General features: G+C 39.2%; 13 protein-coding genes and 1 tRNA gene. 12 read left to right on the plus strand and 2 right to left on the minus strand.

The genetic code is table 11. From position 1 onward, the window contains the following. The first annotated feature begins 5 nt into the window (after positions 1 to 5). The 8 genes from HQN86_RS07035 (at position 6) to HQN86_RS07070 (ending at position 9518) form a co-directional block, all read left to right on the plus strand. On the plus strand, positions 6 to 3464 hold the full coding sequence (locus HQN86_RS07035) for a DUF1080 domain-containing protein (RefSeq protein WP_172660279.1): 3459 nt from the start codon (positions 6 to 8) through the stop codon (positions 3462 to 3464). A 159-nt stretch (positions 3465 to 3623) separates the two neighbouring features. After that, the gene (locus tag HQN86_RS07040; RefSeq protein WP_172660280.1) at positions 3624 to 5078 is read left to right on the plus strand and encodes a Gfo/Idh/MocA family protein; all 1455 of its coding nucleotides are present in this window, start codon (positions 3624 to 3626) and stop codon (positions 5076 to 5078) included. Beyond that, positions 5060 to 6142: a Gfo/Idh/MocA family protein gene (locus HQN86_RS07045; RefSeq protein ID WP_172660281.1), complete on the plus strand. Its 1083-nt coding sequence runs from the start codon at positions 5060 to 5062 to the stop codon at positions 6140 to 6142. Before HQN86_RS07040 ends, HQN86_RS07045 begins: the two co-directional genes overlap by 19 nt. 137 nt (positions 6143 to 6279) lie before the next feature. Then, entirely contained in the window at positions 6280 to 6456 is a 177-nt protein-coding gene (locus HQN86_RS07050; RefSeq protein ID WP_048906218.1) for a hypothetical protein, read from the plus strand. A 226-nt stretch (positions 6457 to 6682) separates the two neighbouring features. After that, on the plus strand, positions 6683 to 7237 hold the full coding sequence (locus tag HQN86_RS07055; RefSeq protein WP_172660282.1) for a YceI family protein: 555 nt from the start codon (positions 6683 to 6685) through the stop codon (positions 7235 to 7237). 8 nt (positions 7238 to 7245) lie between these two features. After that, a complete protein-coding gene (locus tag HQN86_RS07060; RefSeq protein ID WP_172660283.1) occupies positions 7246 to 8184 on the plus strand; it encodes a DUF5777 family beta-barrel protein in 939 nt (312 codons plus the stop codon). Between the two features lie 16 nt (positions 8185 to 8200). Further along, entirely contained in the window at positions 8201 to 8653 is a 453-nt protein-coding gene (locus HQN86_RS07065) for a QcrA and Rieske domain-containing protein (RefSeq protein ID WP_172660284.1), read from the plus strand. Between the two features lie 151 nt (positions 8654 to 8804). Beyond that, positions 8805 to 9518, plus strand: a complete 714-nt coding sequence (locus tag HQN86_RS07070) for a hypothetical protein (RefSeq protein WP_172660285.1) — start codon at positions 8805 to 8807, stop codon at positions 9516 to 9518. 55 nt (positions 9519 to 9573) lie between these two features. Here HQN86_RS07070 and HQN86_RS07075 read toward each other — a convergent pair whose 3' ends face one another. Beyond that, positions 9574 to 11253, minus strand: a complete 1680-nt coding sequence (locus HQN86_RS07075; RefSeq protein ID WP_172660286.1) for a PNGase F N-terminal domain-containing protein — start codon at positions 11251 to 11253, stop codon at positions 9574 to 9576. Positions 11254 to 11271: 18 nt separating this feature from the next. Then, a complete protein-coding gene (locus HQN86_RS07080; protein WP_172660287.1) occupies positions 11272 to 13194 on the minus strand; it encodes a PAS domain-containing hybrid sensor histidine kinase/response regulator in 1923 nt (640 codons plus the stop codon). Between the two features lie 444 nt (positions 13195 to 13638). On the opposite strand from HQN86_RS07080, the gene HQN86_RS07085 reads away from it, so the two are divergent. From HQN86_RS07085 to HQN86_RS07100, 4 genes are all read left to right on the plus strand, one after another. Continuing rightward, positions 13639 to 13712, plus strand: a tRNA-Arg gene (locus HQN86_RS07085). A gap of 257 nt (positions 13713 to 13969) precedes the next feature. Then, positions 13970 to 16411 (plus strand): TonB-dependent receptor, encoded by a 2442-nt coding sequence (locus HQN86_RS07090; RefSeq protein ID WP_172660288.1) that lies wholly within the window; start codon positions 13970 to 13972, stop codon positions 16409 to 16411. A gap of 3 nt (positions 16412 to 16414) precedes the next feature. Further along, positions 16415 to 17590 (plus strand): PepSY-associated TM helix domain-containing protein, encoded by a 1176-nt coding sequence (locus HQN86_RS07095; protein ID WP_172660289.1) that lies wholly within the window; start codon positions 16415 to 16417, stop codon positions 17588 to 17590. Beyond that, positions 17580 to 17762, plus strand: a complete 183-nt coding sequence (locus HQN86_RS07100; protein ID WP_172660290.1) for a hypothetical protein — start codon at positions 17580 to 17582, stop codon at positions 17760 to 17762. Before HQN86_RS07095 ends, HQN86_RS07100 begins: the two co-directional genes overlap by 11 nt. Positions 17763 to 17805 lie beyond the last annotated feature (43 nt).

Raw genomic sequence — 17805 nt, forward strand, 5'->3', positions numbered from 1 at the left:
TCATAATGATAAAAAAGATATTCTTTATCCTGTTGGCGGTTGTAATGCTGCAAGATGTGGCAAACGGACAGGCAAAAAAAGACGAACGAACCGTAACTACCCGCATTGCTGATTTACTTGCCCAGATGCCTGCGGCTGATGCTGAGCTATTTAAAAATAATGTAAACGACATAGCCAATCTTGGAGAAGAGGGTTATGTAACTTTAATAAGTGGCCTTAGCGCCCCAGGTAAAGGCAATAATTCATTAATTGAGTATACTGTTGGCGGATTTTCTGCTTACATCACTCAGAATGGAAAAGAAGACTGGAGAAAAATGGCGGTTGCTGCTTATTGCAAAGCCTTAGATAAATTAACTGATAAACAAAATAAATCGTTTATCATCAGTCAGTTTGATCTGGTTGGTAAAGATGACGCGGTTTCTTGTATACAAGGGTATTTAACTGACGACCAACTGGCAGATCCTGCGGCACGAGCTTTGGTTAAAATCAATACTCCGGCTTCGAAAGCAGCTTTATTGGCTGGCCTGGCAAAAGCGAACGGTGCTGCCAAACTTTCGATTATAGAATCGTTAGGCGACAGCCGCTTTAAAGAAGCTGCTCAGCCTATCAATGCTTTGGCATCCGATGGCGATGCAAATGTTGCTAAAGTAGCATTGTATGCACTTGCTTATATTGCAGATCCTTCGTCTGAAGCTGTATTTGCCGCTGCTGCTGATAAAAGTGGATTTAAATATGAAAACACTAATACTGCCGCAGTTTACCTGATCTACGCAGAACAATTGCTTAAAAATGGCAATAAAGAACTTGCTGAAAAAATTGCTAAAGATATAGCTGGCAAAGTAAACACTGATGAATTGGTAGGTGTGCGTACCGGTGCTTTAAAAGTATTGGTTGAAGCAAATAAAGACAATAACCAGGAGCTCCTTTTAGATGCTGCAGGCGATAAAAATGCTGAATATCGTGCTGCTGCTTTGAAATTTGCTGTACCATATGTAACCTCAGCTTCGACACCTCTTTGGGTTAAGAAATTAGGTAAAGTTGATGATGATGGAAAAGCCGGTATTTTAAGTATGCTTGGCCAAAGTGGTGCTAAAGAAGCTTTACCAGCGGTAATTAAGTTGCTTAAAAGTAAGAATGAGACTGTAAAGCTAGCTGCAATAAATGCTGCTGTTAATATTGGTCAGGACCAGGTGCTTGATGATTTGCTTAAGTTGGCAAGCAAAGGTGATACTGCTAATGTGACTGCGGTTTCTAACGCCATTCACAGAATGAAAGGAACAGGAATTACCGAAAAGATTGCTGCTGCTATTCCATCTGCGAAACCAAATGTACAGGTTGCATTAATCAATTTGCTTGCTTCGCGTGCTGCAAACGGTCAGCTAAATACAGTTTATGATCAGTTAAAAAGTAAAAATCCTGAAGTACAACAAGCTGCATACGCTGCTTTAAGTCACGTTGTTGTGAAAGAGAATTTACCTCAATTGTTTACTTTATTGAATGAAAGCTCTGGAGCTCAGGAAACTGCTGTACAGGAAGCTATTATTGCTGCAGTAAGTGGTGGTGACAATTCACAACAGGTTGATGCAGTACTACAACAAATGGCTTCGGCACCTGAAAACAAGAAATTACTTTTCTACAAAGTTCTGGCAAGTTTAGGTGGCGAGAAATCGTTAAAGGCGGTTACTGATGCTTTTGCATCAGGTAACGAGCAAACTCAAAAAGCTGCGTTAGACGCATTGTCTGCATGGGTTGATGCCAGTGCAGCTCCTGAATTAATTAAGATTGCACGTGAGACTAAAAATACTGCTTTCCTGAATACTGCTATCAACGGATACCTGCGTTCGGTTAGAGAAGGTGTTTATCCTGCGGAGCAGAAGTTGTTATTACTTCGCAACGCGATGGCTGTGGCTCAAACCAATGAGCAAAAACAACAAATTTTAAAAGATGTTGAGCAAGCTAAATGTTTCAATGCAATTGTTTTTGCCGGTAAATATTTAGATGATGCTGCTTTACAGCAAGCTGCTGCAAATGCAGTAATGAACATTACACTTGCCGGAACATATAATGGTGACCTGGTTAAAGGTTTGTTAAACAAAACCATCGAGGTAATAACCGGTGGTGATAGTGGCTATCAGAAAGAAGGAATGCGTAAATACATTTCGGAAATGAAAGCAGGTGAGGGTTTTGTGTCTATGTACAACGGAACTGACCTTACCGGTTGGAAAGGTTTAGTGGCAGATCCGATTAAGCGTTCTAAAATGGATACTAAAACGCTTGCTGCTGAGCAGGAAAAAGCTGATGCCGAGGCACGCGATAGCTGGAAACCTGTTAATGGTGAGCTTCAGTTCATGAGTCATGGAAATAACCTTGCTACTGTTAAAAAGTATGGTGATTTTGAAATGCTTGTTGACTGGAAAATTATTGATGATAAAAAAGGAGAGGGTGATGCCGGTATTTATTTGCGTGGTACTCCACAAGTTCAAATCTGGGATAATGCCCGTACAAATGTAGGTGCTCAGGTTGGTTCTGGTGGCTTATACAACAATCAGGCTAATGAAAGCAAGCCACTTAAAGTTGCTGACAATAAACTTGACGAATGGAATACCTTCCGTATTTTGATGAAAGGTGATCGTGTTACCGTTTACTTAAACGGTGTATTGGTAACTGATAACGTAATCCTTGAAAACTACTGGGACAGAAGCCTTCCGATTTTTGCTGAAGAGCAAATCGAATTACAAGCACATGGTTCGCCAGTTGCTTATCGCGATCTTTACATCAGAGAAATCCCTCGTGCAAAACCATTTGAGTTAAGTGCACAAGAGAAAAAAGAAGGTTATAAAGTGCTGTTTGATGGTACAAACATGCACAGCTGGACAGGTAACACAGTTGATTATACTATTGAGGATGGAAATATTGCGATTCGTCCTAAACCAGGAAAAGGTTCAGGTGGTAACTTATTTACTAAAGAGGAATTTAGCGACTTTATTTACCGTTTTGAATTTAAATTAACTCCAGGTGCCAATAACGGATTGGGCATTAGAGCACCTTTAGAAGGTGATGCTGCTTATACAGGTATGGAACTTCAGATTTTAGATAATGAGGCTCCAATATATAAAGACCTTCATGTGTATCAGTACCATGGTTCTGTATATGGCACTTTACCAGCAAAAAGAGGTTTCCTTAAACCAGTTGGCGAATGGAATTATGAAGAAGTTGTCGTAAAAGGCCCTAAAATTAAAGTGATCCTTAATGGTACCGTAATTCTTGATGGCGACATTACTGAGGCTAGAAAGAATGGTGCTGCAGATGGTAAGGAACATCCGGGTTTATTACGCGACAGCGGCCACATTGGTTTCCTTGGACATGGCTCTCCTGTAGAATTCAGAAACATAAGAATCAAAGATTTAAGTAAAAAAGAGTCGGCTAAAGCCCCTGCAAGCAAAAAAGCTGCAGCTAAGAAATAGTAGGATTTCTATTTTTAGCTTTAATCGATCGTCATCCTAAATTTATTTCAGGATCTTGCAAGAGAAAGTCGGACTAGCAAGTGAGAGATCCTGAAATAAATTCAGGATGACGAGCAAACTGAGGATGACGAGTAGAAAAAAAATATAATAATAAAAAACATGACTGAAGATAAGTTAAACTCATCAGCAGATAATTCTAGAAGAAACTTTATTAAAACCAGCGCGCTTGCAGCCGCTGGTTTTATGATCGTGCCCCGACATGTATTGGGAGGAAAAGGATTTTTAGCGCCGAGCGATCGTTTACAGGTTGCCGGCGTTGGTGTTGGTGGAAAAGGTGAAAGCGATATAGCGAATATTTATAAAGGTGGTAAATCTGATATTGCATTTTTATGTGATGTTGATGATAGAAGGGCCGCTGGTTCTGTTAAGAGATTTCCGAAGGCGAAGTATTATAAAGACTATCGCCAGATGCTTGACAAGGAATCGAAAAACATTGATGGTGTTGTAGTTTCTACACCAGATCATAATCATGCTATGATAGCCCTGGCTGCAATGCAGCTTGGTAAACATGTTTATGTTCAGAAGCCTTTAACACATGATATTTATGAAGCACGTGTATTAACTGAAGCGGCAAAACGCTATCAGGTAGTTACACAAATGGGTAATCAGGGTGCTTCTGGTGACGGAGTAAGGCAATTGAAGGATTGGTGCGAGGCTGGTTTAATAGGTAAGGTACATACCGTATACTGCTGGACTGACCGCCCTGTTTGGCCTCAGGGAATTTCGTGGCCTGCTACTAATGGTGTTGTTCCTAAAGAATTGGATTGGGATTTGTGGTTGGGCAGTGCCCCATATAAGCCTTATATAGACAAAATGGTTCCGTTTAACTGGAGAGGCTGGTGGGATTATGGTACAGGTGCAATTGGCGATATGGGTTGTCACCTTGTAGAACCTCCATTTAGCATTTTAGGTCTTGATACGCCTCTTGATGTTCAATGCAGTGTGGGTAGTGTGTATGTGGATGAATTTAAGAGGGGGTATTTCCCTGAAAGTTGTCCGCCATCAAGTCACGTGATCATGACCTTTAAGGGAACGAAAAGAACGAAAGGTGATTTACAGCTTCACTGGATGGACGGTGGTATTAAGCCCGTGCGTCCGGTAGAGTTAGGACCTAATGAGGCATTTGGCGATAATGGTGTATTGTTTGAAGGAACCAAAGGAAAAATGATCTGTGATGTTTATGGATCTAACCCGAGATTGCTGCCTTTATCAAGGAATGAGCATGATCATACTAAACAGAAAACCCCTAGGGTACCAGGTGGTGAAGATGGCCATTATACACAATGGGCCGAAGCTGCGATTGCAGGTTATGGAAAGATAGAATTAAGTTCTCCTTTTGAAATTGCAGGACCGCTTACAGAAACGCTATTAATAGCAAACCTGGCCATTAGAGGAACCGATGTTCAGCGGAGAAATGCTGATGGTGGAATCAGTTATCCAGGCAGAGACATTAAACTGATCTGGGATAAAGCGAATCTTAAGGTTACTAACTTTGATGAGGTGAACCAATTTGTTAAACGTAATTATCGTGCAGGATGGAGTTTGGGAGTGTAAATTTGCGTGTTCTGGTTGTTGGATGCGGTAACATGGGTAAATCTCATGCTATGGCCTATCACACCTTAGACGGCTTTGAAATATGTGGAATTGTATCGACCGGTAACAGTAAGGTTGTTGTAAATGAAAAGCTGGGTGGAGGTTATCGGCTGTTCAGTGATTTTTATGAGGCGCTTGAGGCTACAAAGCCTGATGCAGTTTGCATTTCTACTTATCCGGATACTCATGAGGCTTTTGCCGTTAAAGCACTGGAGAGCGGCTGCCACGTATTTATAGAGAAGCCTCTGGCGGATTCTGTAGAAGGTGCGGAGCGTGTTGCTGAAGCTGCGAGAAAGGCCGGTAAGAAACTGGTTGTTGGTTATATATTGCGTTATCACCCTTCATGGGAGAAGTTTATTGAACTTTCGCAGCAAATGGGTAAACCACTGGTAATGCGGATGAACCTGAATCAGCAAAGCCATGGTTCGAAATGGACCGTACACCGTAACTTGATGAAAAGTTTAAGCCCCATAGTAGACTGTGCGGTGCATTATATTGATGTGATGTGCCAGATGACCAGGTCAAGGCCTGTTCAGGTAAGTGCTATTGGTGCCCGGCTTACCGATGAAATACCTGAATGGAATTACAATTACGGGCAACTTCAAATTCGTTTTGAGGATGGTTCAGTTGGCTGGTACGAAGCAGGCTGGGGCCCAATGGTTAGTGAAACAGCCTTTTTTATTAAAGATGTTTTTGGCCCGAAGGGCGCGGTATCTATAGTTGCCAAAGAAGCATCGAAATCAGGAAAATCAGATTCAATTGATTCACATACTAAAACAGAATCAATAAAAGTACATTATGCTGATCTGGATAAAGATGATGAGTTTGCCAGGACCGATGAGTGGGTTGATCTTAAAGATGAACCGGATCATCAGGAACTATGTAATCGTGAGCAACGCTTTTTTCTGAGAGCTATTCAGGAAGATCTGGACCTTACTGATGCAACTGAAGATGCGGTTAATAGTTTAAGGATTGCATTTGCCTGTGATGAATCGGTGAGGACAGGGCAAATGGTGGTGTTGTAGTCATTTTTATTAACAATGGGAATAGGATGTGGAAAAAATGATTAGAGATTATGAAACATTGATTTGGTGCAAATCCAATAATTATTACCTTTAGAGCGTTATATCAAATATTTTTAAAATCTTAACTTAAGAAAAACATGGAAAAATTTTCAAAACTTAAACAACTTATTGCTGGAATCGAAGCAGATGCAGACAAATTTTATAATTCAGGTAATGGCGCAGCCGGTACTAGAGTTCGTAAAGCAATGCAGGATCTAAAAGGACTTGCTCAAGAGATCCGTACTGAGGTTACTGAGAAGAAAAATGCTAAATAGTATTATTTGAATTATACGAAAGGCCTGCAAGAGATTGCGGGCCTTTTTTTGTTTTATGCCATCGTCATTCTGACCTCGAAGAAGCTGCGAGGTCAGGATGACGTGGTGGTGATAGCGACGTGCAAATGTGAAAATATTTACTGCCCAGGCAACCTTGTTGTTTCTTACTCCGTACTAGGAGATATAAGTTCATTAAAACTTAAATAAGGCAGTAGCTCAATTAAATATGAATAGGATAAGAAAAATAACCCGATTGTTGGTGGTACTCATGCTGCTGCATTTTAGTGCCGGGGCGCAGAACTTTGTGAGCAAAAATATTAGAATAGGCTTATTCTCATCTACACCGCTAGAGGATATAAGGGCTGTAAGCGATAACGGTAATGCTGTTCTTGTTGCCAAAACCAGAGAAATAGTTGTGCAGCTAGCCGTTAAGACGCTTGAGTTTGACAGAAAGCTTATGCAGGAGCATTTCAACGAAAATTATATAGAGAGTGACAAATATCCTTATGCAAAATTTAAAGGGGTGATAGACCAGCCAGTGGATTTTACCAAAGATGGTAATTATGCTGTAACGGTTACAGGTATTCTTTCTGTACATGGAGTAGATAAGAAACGAACAATTCCAGGAAAAGTAACCGTAACCAATGGGGTTGTACAAATCAGTACAGAATTTAAAGTTGCCTGTGTGGATCATGATATTAAAATACCAAAGCTGGTGTTTACCAAGATTGCTGAGTTTATTACGATAAAAGCTGAAGGTAAGTTCAATTCATTAAAATAACCAAACCCATGAATAAGATTAAATATTTACTGATTTCCTTTTCGCTTTTTACACTGCATGCTCGAGCTCAGGAAGCGGACTCATTGTTAAAAGCCCTGGACAGCGGGGGTGTAGCTACTACTGTAGATGCCGCCTTTAAGTCGACACATGTAGTTTTATCTCACTCAAGTGAAACTCAAAAGAAACATGATCTGGATCTCAGGATCCGTCACCATTTTGGTGATATAGGCGGACGTTTTGGAAGTGCACACACTTTATACGGCCTGGATGTTGCAACAGATTTGTTTATTGGATTGGACTATGGGGTTACCGATGATTTTACTGTTGCAATAGGAAGAAGTAAGCAAGACGAACTTTTCAACTTTTCGGGTAAGTACAAGCTGCTAAAACAGAAGAGTAATAGTTCGATGCCGATTAATATGACCCTCTTTGCCCAGCTTGGCTGGATTGCCAGGGAGCCATTTAATGATGGCGAGTTTGGACAATATAGTGACAGATTCTCTTATTTCTTTCAATCTATTATATCACGTAAGTTTTCATCGCGCCTCTCTCTTGAGGTAATGCCAGGGTTTTTAGTGCGAAACAATATTGAGGATAGCGGTGATTCCAAAAACCTGTTTTCCCTTGGTTTTGCGGGAAGAATGAAAATTACTAAACGACTTTCTTTTATTGCCGATTACACTGTTGTAAATGGATTATCGAGACCCAAAGATTTAACGGAAACTTATTACAATCCATTTGGTGTTGGTTTGGAAATAGAAACCGGAGGGCATATTTTCTCTTTAAACTTCATGAATTCGGAGTATATAGTGGAAAATAATTTCATTCCAAATACTAAAAAATCGTGGAGCAAAGGCGGGGTTCGTTTTGGCTTCACTATATCAAGAAACTTTACCCTGTTTAAGTCAAAAAATCAGGATCCGGACAAGAAATCAAAAATTTACTAAACTAAAATCAAAAACTATGGAACGTGACGAATTTATCAAATCATTAGGGCTTGGCCTTGCATTGGTTTGCACAGGAACATGCCTTTCGAGCTGTGGAAAAAGTGGAAATGATGGTCCTGACGACAAACCTGATCCAGGACCAGGAAATAATACTGCCACAGTAGATCTTTCAACTCAACTAAAGGCTGTGGGTGACCAGGCGAAAGTAAATGGCGTATTGTTTTTTAGGATAGCTGATGGAAATACTGCTGCAGCATTTGTAGCAACAGAATCTATTTGTCCGCATCAGGGAGGTAGCTTGGTATGGAAACAGGCAGATAATAAAATACAATGTCAGTTGCACTTTTCTGAATACGCTACCAATGGATCCGTACTTCAGGGACCACAAGGTACGACCGGAAATACAAGAACGCTGAAAATTTATAGCACAGCTATTAGCGGAAGCAAACTTACAGCTACCATTGCATAGTAATTATCTCTTTTAGTAGCTTCATTTCTTTTAATGAAAATATTTATTTAGATTTCTTGATAATGTTGGTACGATATATGTAAATTGTACATAGTTATTAGGCTAATCTGACAGCAGAGTAACAGATATTCAATCAGCTATTTAAAAAGTTATGAAAAAACTACTTTCACTAATTGCTATGCTCAGTTTCTGTGTGAGCTTAAGTATGGCACAAACTGCTTCAACTGCTACTGCTAAAAAAGCAGCGACAACAAAAGCAAAAAAAGAAACTTCGAAAGCTAAAGAGACTGCTGCTGAGGCGAAGAAGGAAGCTGCAAAGGCTAAGGCTGATGCTAAAAAAGAAGCAACAGCAACCGCAAAGAAAGAAGCAGCAAAGGCTAAAGCTGACGCTAAAAAAGAAGCAACTGCTAAGACCAAAGCAACAGCCGATGCAAAAAAAGATGCAACCGAAAAGGTTAAAAAAGAAACTACAACTGCAAAAACTAAAGCTAAAGCAGAAGCAACCACTGCAGGAGCAAGATTAAAAAAAGATGGTACGCCCGATAAACGTTTTGCGAAAACAGCTGCAGCTCCAGCTAGTGATATAAAACTTAAAAAAGATGGCACACCGGATAAGCGTTTTTCTGCTACAGCTGCCAAAGAAAAAGCAGAGGCTCCTGTGAAGGAAGTTAAAAAGGAAGTAACAACAGTGAAAAAACAAACAACTACCGCTGTTGCCAATGCTGCTAATAAAGATTATAAGCCAACTGTAGATAGAACGCTGAAAGGCCCTAATTCTGAAGTAATTTATACCGGCCCGCGTGGAGGTAAATATTACATCAACAAAAATGGCAACAAAACTTATATTAAAAGAGAAGCAGAATAGTATAAAGGCTTAGTTTTAATAAAAAAGGCATCCAATTCCGGATGCCTTTTTTATTTTATTCTTTATCGCCAATTAACGTTCCTGATACATTCCAGGCGCTAAAACTTCCTCCCTCTGGTTTCCCTAACGGTATTGCTACCTGAAAGGTGTGTTTGCCAGGTTTAAGATCCGGTAAAGGGATTTCAACAGGTAAGGTAATTGTTCCAGGACACCAGTTAGAGCGGCTAAGATCCGAAGAGGACAAACCATTCCCAAAATTGCCTGAAGCAGGGTTTAAATATCTGTATGTTGCACAATCCTCTCGCCATGGAATAAAGTGATATACTCTTTTGCCATCCATAAAGATTTCGTTTTGTTTTGGTACAAATTCATCTCCGCCACCCCAGCCACCGTGACCAGTTGTAAGATATCTCATTTTTAGGTTTTTTACACCTTGCGGGATCTCCACAGTTACGGTAAGAGAATCCTGATCGAACATTGTGCCGTATTCCTGTCCCGACATTTCCATTAAATTGGTTGTGTTAAAAGCAGGCATTAACCATTTCTTTTCCTCTTTTTGACTTTCGCCCTCATAACCTGGATAGTATTTGAAGTACAGACTGGCTTTATGTCCGCCTTTATCATAGTTTCCTATAAAAACGCCTATCCACACTTCTCCTTGCAAACGCGGTAATAAGGATGTGATATCCTGTTTGTAGACAACCGAATCGGCCCAGTTATACCCTTTTATTTTTGCCTGTGGATTAAAATGGTTTACCCCAAAAGAAGTGAAAAAACGCATTAACTCAAGCGGAGGTAAATAGTTGTCGGTAGCCGTAACTCCTTGGTATTTCTTTCCATTTCTGGCTGAATAAACAGGAAGTACCTGAATACCGCTCTGCAAAGCATTAAGATAAGAGATGGATTTGTCGGTAGGGATCATAAACACAGAACCTGTACGGTCATATGCGTCCCCGTTAGAATGTTGTGCTAATTCGATAAATAATTGTTGACCAACTTTTGTTGGCGGTAGCTTTACTTTCTTAAGAATAACAGTTCCACCAGAGAAATGGTAAGTGACATTAGATTGTTCTCCGACAGGATTTTCTGTTTTGTTGCCAAAACTAATCTGCTCATTATTGAAAATGGTAAGCGTAGTGTAGCGGCTTTCGATTACTTGTCGCTGGTATGCTGGTTCATCTAACATGGTACCCCAGCTTTTTGGCCAGGCAAGTTCTTCGGGGGTTACTGTACGGTACTCGATGTTCTTTGCAAAGGTTTCGGAATTACCATTACGAATGGTTTTAAGAACTAAGCCTAATTCGGGGGCAATTGAAATGCTTGGTGTTCCTTTAATTTTAAGGTCGTTTGTATACCACACCTCGATGGTGTTGGAACGAACAAAGACTTTAGCCTTTTTACAGGGAATGCCCAATATTGTGTCTATTCCTGGAAGCAATTCTGGTTTTACGTATTCAGAGAAGGGCTTTTTAAGTGTGTATGCTATAGCATTGCTGTTTTGTATCTGATAACTTGCCTTTTGAGCAATTTGCAGATACTGCTGTTCGGTCTGACGACCCTGAGGTACCAGATGTACCTGGTTACCTTTAACGAACATTTTTTGCTCTGCCTTTGTTTCTTTTCCGTTATTTCGGAATCCATAGGTAACAACAGCTTCCTTGGCTTTTGTGTTTATTTGTGAAAACGATGGAGCACTGATTAAAAATAGTGCAAACCCTAATAGAACTACTCTCATGGGGCATAAAGTTATGAATTATTTTACCTCAAGTACTTCTAAAAAGAGTTCGAACATTTCCTCTGGTTTAAATGGTTTAGAGAGAATATAGAGAATGCCCATTTCTTTAAGCCTAAGTCTCACTTCTTCAAGTACATCGGCAGTAAAAATGATTACTTTGGTTTCCGGATAGGTTTCTTGTATGTATTTAGATAGCTGATAACCATCCATACCCGGCATGTGCAGATCTACAAGAACAACATCAAACTTTTCCTTTTTTAGAAATTCTATGGCAGTATAGCCATTGTCCGCTTTATTAGCATTGATCCCAAAACGACTTAATTGGCGGGTGGCGACGAGTAAATTTGTAGGATTATCGTCAACAATCAACAACTTAAAATCAGGTAGGGCAGGGAAATCAAATTCGAATGCGTTTGATTTCTTTTCCTTTAGTATTGGTAAGGCCTTTTTGAAGTCAATTTGGAACTCGAATATTGATCCTATGGACGGTTTACTGATTAAGCGAATTTCGCTTTTGAAAAGCCTTACTAAACCTTTGGTAATGTTAAGTCCCAATCCGCTTCCTTCTTGTTGCCTGTGGGAATCCTGGTGAACCTGATGAAACTTGTCGAATACCAGATTATGTAGATGTTCAGGAATTCCAATTCCAGTATCGGAGATTTTAAAAAGGATAGATGCATGATCGTCTTGATCGACAAGCGTTTTTAGGGTGATGCTAACCTCTCCTTTTTCGGTAAATTTGATGGCATTAGCCAATAGGTTATTTAATATCCTTGTTAGCCTGAGATCATCAATCATTAAGGACTCAGGTGTTTTGTAATCATGATGGAAATTTAGGGCAAGGCTTTTATTTTTAGCGAATGGTAGAAACTGCTTGTAGACATTATTTATAAGTGATATCAGATTTGTAGGGGCTTCATTTAATTGCATCTTTTTACTTTCAATCTTTTCCAGATCTAATATGTCGTTTATAAGCCCCAATAAATGATTAGAAGAGTATCTTAGATGATCCACATACTCTTTTATATCCTTGTTCGAAGATGTTGCCTGATCCAAGAGATTGCTGATGCCAATAATTGCATTTAAAGGAGTCCGAATCTCATGACTCATAATGGAAAGCGTCTCTGTCCTTTTTCTGGCAATTTGTTCAGCAAGATTTTTGGCCTCAATAAGCTCCAGCTGGTTGTTTTTAATGTCTGTAATATCTTTCAATATTCCTCTGAACAATCGAACATTGTTGTTTTCCATTATTGGAACGCCTGAGATCCTTACCCATTTTTTATTCCTTTTAGCTGTTATGAGCTCTAATTCAATGTCGAAGGCAATATTTTTGTCAAGCGAATTTTTCAGCGCTTTTAATAATTTTGTTTTATTCTCTTTGTCAAATGATTGTGGGACATTGATACTATTGATTACCATATGCGGATCTGATTCGTTGATTTCGTAGATCTGATTCGTTAAAAATACTTCTTTACTTATGGTATCATATTCCCAACCACCCATTTTTGAAATTTGATGACCTATTTCTAGCAAGTTGTTGATCCTTTTGAGCTCTAAGCTATTCTTTTCAAGCTGATCGGTCATCTCTTTTTTAGCTGTAATATCCTCAATGATACAGATTATCCTGGCATCAGTATTAATGGAATCGATTTTTTGAAACTTAGCACAATACCATAGCGACTTAGTTGGGTCAAAATCTGGATAGATGCATTGTTGTCTTTCTCCAGTACTAAGTAATCTGACTATGCAGTCAATAAAGATATCTCCAAACTTGCCAAAAACTTCCGGGATACTCTTATTGATAAAGAATTCGGGTGGCATGAACAATTTAGATTTATCTTTTGTCCAAACCCGCTTAATTACAGATTGTTCGGTTAATTCCAGAATTACATCATCAAGTGCTTCAACCAGCGATTGCAAATTATGAGCGTCATTATCCATAGGTAGGTAGTGGTAGATTTAAAGTTTGTAATTATTTGGTTAGTTGTGTCGACTTGTTATGTAATCCTCTAATCGTAGCAAAACTTCCCCGTTTTCTGCCTGCAAATAAATAGCATTGTTGTAGGAATTGTTCGGGATGAAGGTTTTTGCCTTGGTTGTAGGATAAAACACACGTTTTTCTTATTTTTATATACTTTAGATATACAACATCCATGCCTCATTTTAAAGCCAGTAAAATTGGAAGTTTCTGGATTGCTAACTTATTTTGAATAGTGACAGTGAAGGTATAGTTAATGGAAAGTAAAATACCTGAATTTAGGCTATTTGTTAAGTGGCTGGTAATCTTGCGTATATTTTTTTAATGCGGTTTTTTTAGAAAATTATCAAAATAGATTTGCGCTTATTCGCATGTTTTTATATCTTTGGCGCTCCTTAAGGGGAAAGGCCTTGGTAGCTCAGTTGGATAGAGCAACGGTTTTCTAAACCGTGGGTCAGGGGTTCGAATCCCTTCCAGGGTACAAGAAATTTATTTCTTAATTAAAGGCGACATTGCTCCAGATGTCGTCTTTTTTTTGCCTCTATTTTTTTAATATTGATTTAGTCAGGAGCTAATAGGGCTTCGATCCAGAATATTTAAAGATCATTACAAGTTATCGATTTAAATCTTAAATACTTGAAAAGGAGCGTGTAAGGCTGTTGTTTGGAATAATTTTAAATAATATTGTTTAGAATTATTTTAAATAGTAGGTTTGTGCCGATCAAACAAATTTCAACTATGATAAGAATTTTTACCAATTGTATTATTTTGCTCTTATTTTCTGCAAGTCTGTCATTTGCGCAGACTGGAAATATTGGTGGCTCAGTAAAAACCTCCGATGGAAAACCCGCAGAACTTGTAACTGTAAATATTAAAGGAACAGGTAAAACAGCCTTAACAGATAAAAGAGGATCGTATGAGCTAAAGAATATTAGAACAGGCAAATATATTCTGACTGCAACATTTATTGGTCTGGCAAAACAAGAACAGGCTATTGAAGTAAAATCGGGAGAAACTGTATCTGCTGATTTTGTATTGAATGAGAATTCCGATCAATTACAAGAAGTAATCATTTCTTCCAGAAATACTAACAAAGTAACTGCTGCAGTTGCTAAGATGCCTTTAAAAAATCTGGAGAATCCACAGGTATATAGTTCTGTTTCTTCTGAAATATTAAAACAGCAAGCGATTAGTAACTATGATGATGCGATGCGGAATATTCCCGGAATCGCAAGAACATGGGAATCTACAGGAAGGGGAGGTGATGGAGCCTCTTATTTTGCGCTCCGTGGTTTTGAAGCGCAGCCAAGTCTGATCAATGGATTACCTGGCCTGACCAGTGGAAACCTTGATCCGGCAAGTGTGGAAGAGATACAAGTGATGAAAGGACCTTCTGGGACATTGTTTGGAGCAAGCTTTTATGGCTATGGAGGGATTATCAATACCATTACTAAAAAACCGTATTATGAGTTTGGCGGTGAAGTAGCCTACAACCTAGGTAGTTTTGGTTTGAACAGGGTAACTGCAGATATAAATATGCCTTTGAGCAAAACTGAAAAAATTGCAATGCGTATTAATACTGCCTACCATACAGAAAACAGTTTTCAGGATGCCGGATTTAAAAAGTCTTTCTACATAGCACCTAGTTTGGCTTATGAAGTAAATGATAGGCTTTCCTTTCAGGTATTGACAGAAATTTTGCAGGAAGAAAGGGCTGCTCCTCCAGTCTTTTTTAATACTAATAGAGATACAACGCTCATCTTTAAAAACCTAAAAGAGCTAAACCTAGACAGGAACTTGTCTTTCACCAGCAACGATCTGACTATAAAAAATCCAAGATATAATTTGCAAGGTCAGATGCTTTATAAACTATCAGATCAATGGACTTCACAAACTGTGGTTTCCAGAGGGAACGTAAAATCAGATGGCTATTATACCTATATCTGGGATGATGCATACCTGAATATGGGGGGCGCGAACAGGGACAATTATTTTGACCAGTATTTCCATAAAGAACAACAAACCACTAATACAACTGATATACAGCAGAATTTTAATGGCGATTTTAAAATCGGAAGTCTGAGGAATCGAGTTTTGATAGGGTTGGATTATTATACCCGCAATGTAATTGACAATGGCTCGGCTTGGGCTTTAGTAAGACAGGTTACACCTCAGAACAGTGAAGTTGAATTTGATAAAGATGGAAAAGAAATTCCTCCGGTATATTTAACGCAAGCTTTGGTTGATAATGCGCTGGCGGATGCAGGAGCAGGAAGTCGTACCAATATCAAGAACAGTACCTCCAGCGCTTATGTATCAAACGTGCTTAATTTTACTCCTTCATTAAGTGTTATGGCTAGCTTAAGGATGGATTATTTTGATTCCAAGGGTGATCTTAAAGATACTGAAGATGATTATAATCAATTAACCTTCTCGCCTAAATTTGGGGTTGTTTATCAGCCTATACTGGATAAGGTGTCGATTTTTGCGAATTACATGAATGCGTTCTTTAATGTAGCCCCACGTGAAGTATTTGACGAGAATAAAGTAAGCCTAGGCGTAAAATCATTTAAACCTGAGCAAGCTAATCAATGGGAAGTAGGAGTGAAAGCTAATTTCTTTTCTGATAAGTTGTTTGCCACTTTCTCTGTTTATGATATCAGAGTTGCAAACAGGGTTTATGATACACCAACTTCTTCCGTGCAAGGTGGAAAAACAGGAAGCAAGGGTTTTGATTTGGATTTAAGTGCAAATCCTTTTCCTGGTTTTAATATCATTGCAGGAGTTAGTCACAGCAGAATTAAAGTGCTTAAAGGAAACACAGGTGAGCCCACTGATTTTTACAACGAAGTAGGAAGTGCACCAGGTGGTCAGGGACCTCAGGATCTGGCAAATTTATGGGCTACTTATAAATTTGGATACGGTAAATTAAAAGATTTCGGGATCGGGTTAGGTGGAAACTATGCTGGTGTATATAAGGTAATAGATAATAGTGTAACAGGAGTTTTTGAATTGCCAAGCTATACCTTGTTAAATGCAAGTTTATTTTACAACTCAGACAAATATAGGTTTACCTTTAATATGAATAACCTGACCAATGAAGATTATTACATTGGTTACTGGTCTGTTAATCCACAAAAACCAAGGAACTTTGCGGCAAGTTTTGCTTATAAATTTTAACTTATGAAGGCTAAAACAATAAAAAAATGGTTTGAAGTTCATAAATGGACCAGTCTTATTTGTACGGTTTTTTTGCTCATGCTATGCCTGACTGGTTTACCTCTGATATTTTATGAGGAAATTGATCATTTACTGGGCAAGGAAGTAGAAATGCCTGCTGTTCCTCCTGGAACTCCAGAATTGTCAAAAGATGTTGTACTGCATGAGGCCTTAAAACACGTACCCGTAAAGGCAATAAAGTATGTGTCATGGGATGTAAAAGAGCATCCTGGTGAAATGTTTGTTGTTGTGGCCGATTCAAGTGAGGCGCCCATTGAAGGAGATCATTACCTTAGGATGAATGAGTATACTGGTAAGGTAATGGACACGCCGCCCAATGAAATGGATTTTATGCTGGTGATGTATTACCTGCATGTAGAAATGCTGGCGGGCATACCCGGTAAACTTTTCCTGGGGCTGATGGGGCTGCTTTTTATTGTTGCTATTGTTTCCGGTATAGTATTATATGGTCCGATTATGAAGCGTTTTGATTTCGGAATGATCAGGACAGAGAAATCATCGAGATTAAGGTGGTTGGATTTGCATAACCTGCTTGGAATTGTAACACTGGCCTGGGCATCGGTTGTTGGACTTACAGGTGTGATAAACACCCTGGTTGACCCAGCGCTGGACAAGTGGAAGTCTAGTCAGCTTGCCGAAATGGTTGCGGGATATAAGAATAAACCTAAGGTAACAGGAACTTTAAGTTCTTTGGATGCTGCTGTTAAGACAGCTAAGGCAGCCGCTCCCGGAATGGATGTCTCTTTTGTTGCCTATCCGGGAACACTTTACTCCAGTAAGTATCATTACGCAGTGTACATGATTGGAACTACTCCGCTAACTTCAAGGATTATCAAACCGGCGCTAATAGATGCCAAAACTGGGGAATTGACAGGCATGAGAGATCTGCCATGGTATTTGAAAACAATCTTTATCTCCCAGCCATTTCACTTTGGTGACTATGGGGGTATGCCGATGAAGATACTCTGGGCGATTTTCGATATCGCTACTATTATTGTATTGATTTCCGGAATTTACCTTTGGCTTGCCAGGCGCAAGGCGAAGTCGGCCCAACTTAAAAGGCTTATGGGAGAAGCCGAATCGCTCACCTTATCAACTGTTCAAGAGAATGAAGAATAATAATAACGTGTTTTTCAAAGTATGGGGTATCCCTATTTTACTGGGAGTGATAACAATTTTAGGCTTGTTATCAGCAATAATGGGAGTAGGAGTATGGCATATCGTGTCATGGATTGCCTTAAGTATTCCGGTTTATGTTATGTTTAGGTACGGATTAAAGTATTTTAAATAGGTCTTTCTAATTTTTCTGGTTGTGGTTTAGCGAGTTAGGGATA

Origin of the sequence: Pedobacter panaciterrae (genome assembly GCF_013204795.1) — a bacterium.
GTDB lineage: Bacteria > Bacteroidota > Bacteroidia > Sphingobacteriales > Sphingobacteriaceae > Pedobacter > Pedobacter panaciterrae.

What these genes read in the sequence shown, in the direction of transcription:
- HQN86_RS07035 (WP_172660279.1), top strand. Translation starts at nt 6, where the DNA reads ATGATAAAAAAGATATTCTTTATCCTGTTGGCGGTTGTAATGCTGCAA.
- HQN86_RS07040 (WP_172660280.1), top strand. Translation starts at nt 3,624, where the DNA reads ATGACTGAAGATAAGTTAAACTCATCAGCAGATAATTCTAGAAGAAAC.
- HQN86_RS07045 (WP_172660281.1), top strand. Translation starts at nt 5,060, where the DNA reads ATGGAGTTTGGGAGTGTAAATTTGCGTGTTCTGGTTGTTGGATGCGGT.
- HQN86_RS07050 (WP_048906218.1), top strand. Translation starts at nt 6,280, where the DNA reads ATGGAAAAATTTTCAAAACTTAAACAACTTATTGCTGGAATCGAAGCA.
- HQN86_RS07055 (WP_172660282.1), top strand. Translation starts at nt 6,683, where the DNA reads ATGAATAGGATAAGAAAAATAACCCGATTGTTGGTGGTACTCATGCTG.
- HQN86_RS07060 (WP_172660283.1), top strand. Translation starts at nt 7,246, where the DNA reads ATGAATAAGATTAAATATTTACTGATTTCCTTTTCGCTTTTTACACTG.
- HQN86_RS07065 (WP_172660284.1), top strand. Translation starts at nt 8,201, where the DNA reads ATGGAACGTGACGAATTTATCAAATCATTAGGGCTTGGCCTTGCATTG.
- HQN86_RS07070 (WP_172660285.1), top strand. Translation starts at nt 8,805, where the DNA reads ATGAAAAAACTACTTTCACTAATTGCTATGCTCAGTTTCTGTGTGAGC.
- HQN86_RS07075 (WP_172660286.1), bottom strand. Translation starts at nt 11,253, where the DNA reads ATGAGAGTAGTTCTATTAGGGTTTGCACTATTTTTAATCAGTGCTCCA.
- HQN86_RS07080 (WP_172660287.1), bottom strand. Translation starts at nt 13,194, where the DNA reads ATGGATAATGACGCTCATAATTTGCAATCGCTGGTTGAAGCACTTGAT.
- HQN86_RS07090 (WP_172660288.1), top strand. Translation starts at nt 13,970, where the DNA reads ATGATAAGAATTTTTACCAATTGTATTATTTTGCTCTTATTTTCTGCA.
- HQN86_RS07095 (WP_172660289.1), top strand. Translation starts at nt 16,415, where the DNA reads ATGAAGGCTAAAACAATAAAAAAATGGTTTGAAGTTCATAAATGGACC.
- HQN86_RS07100 (WP_172660290.1), top strand. Translation starts at nt 17,580, where the DNA reads ATGAAGAATAATAATAACGTGTTTTTCAAAGTATGGGGTATCCCTATT.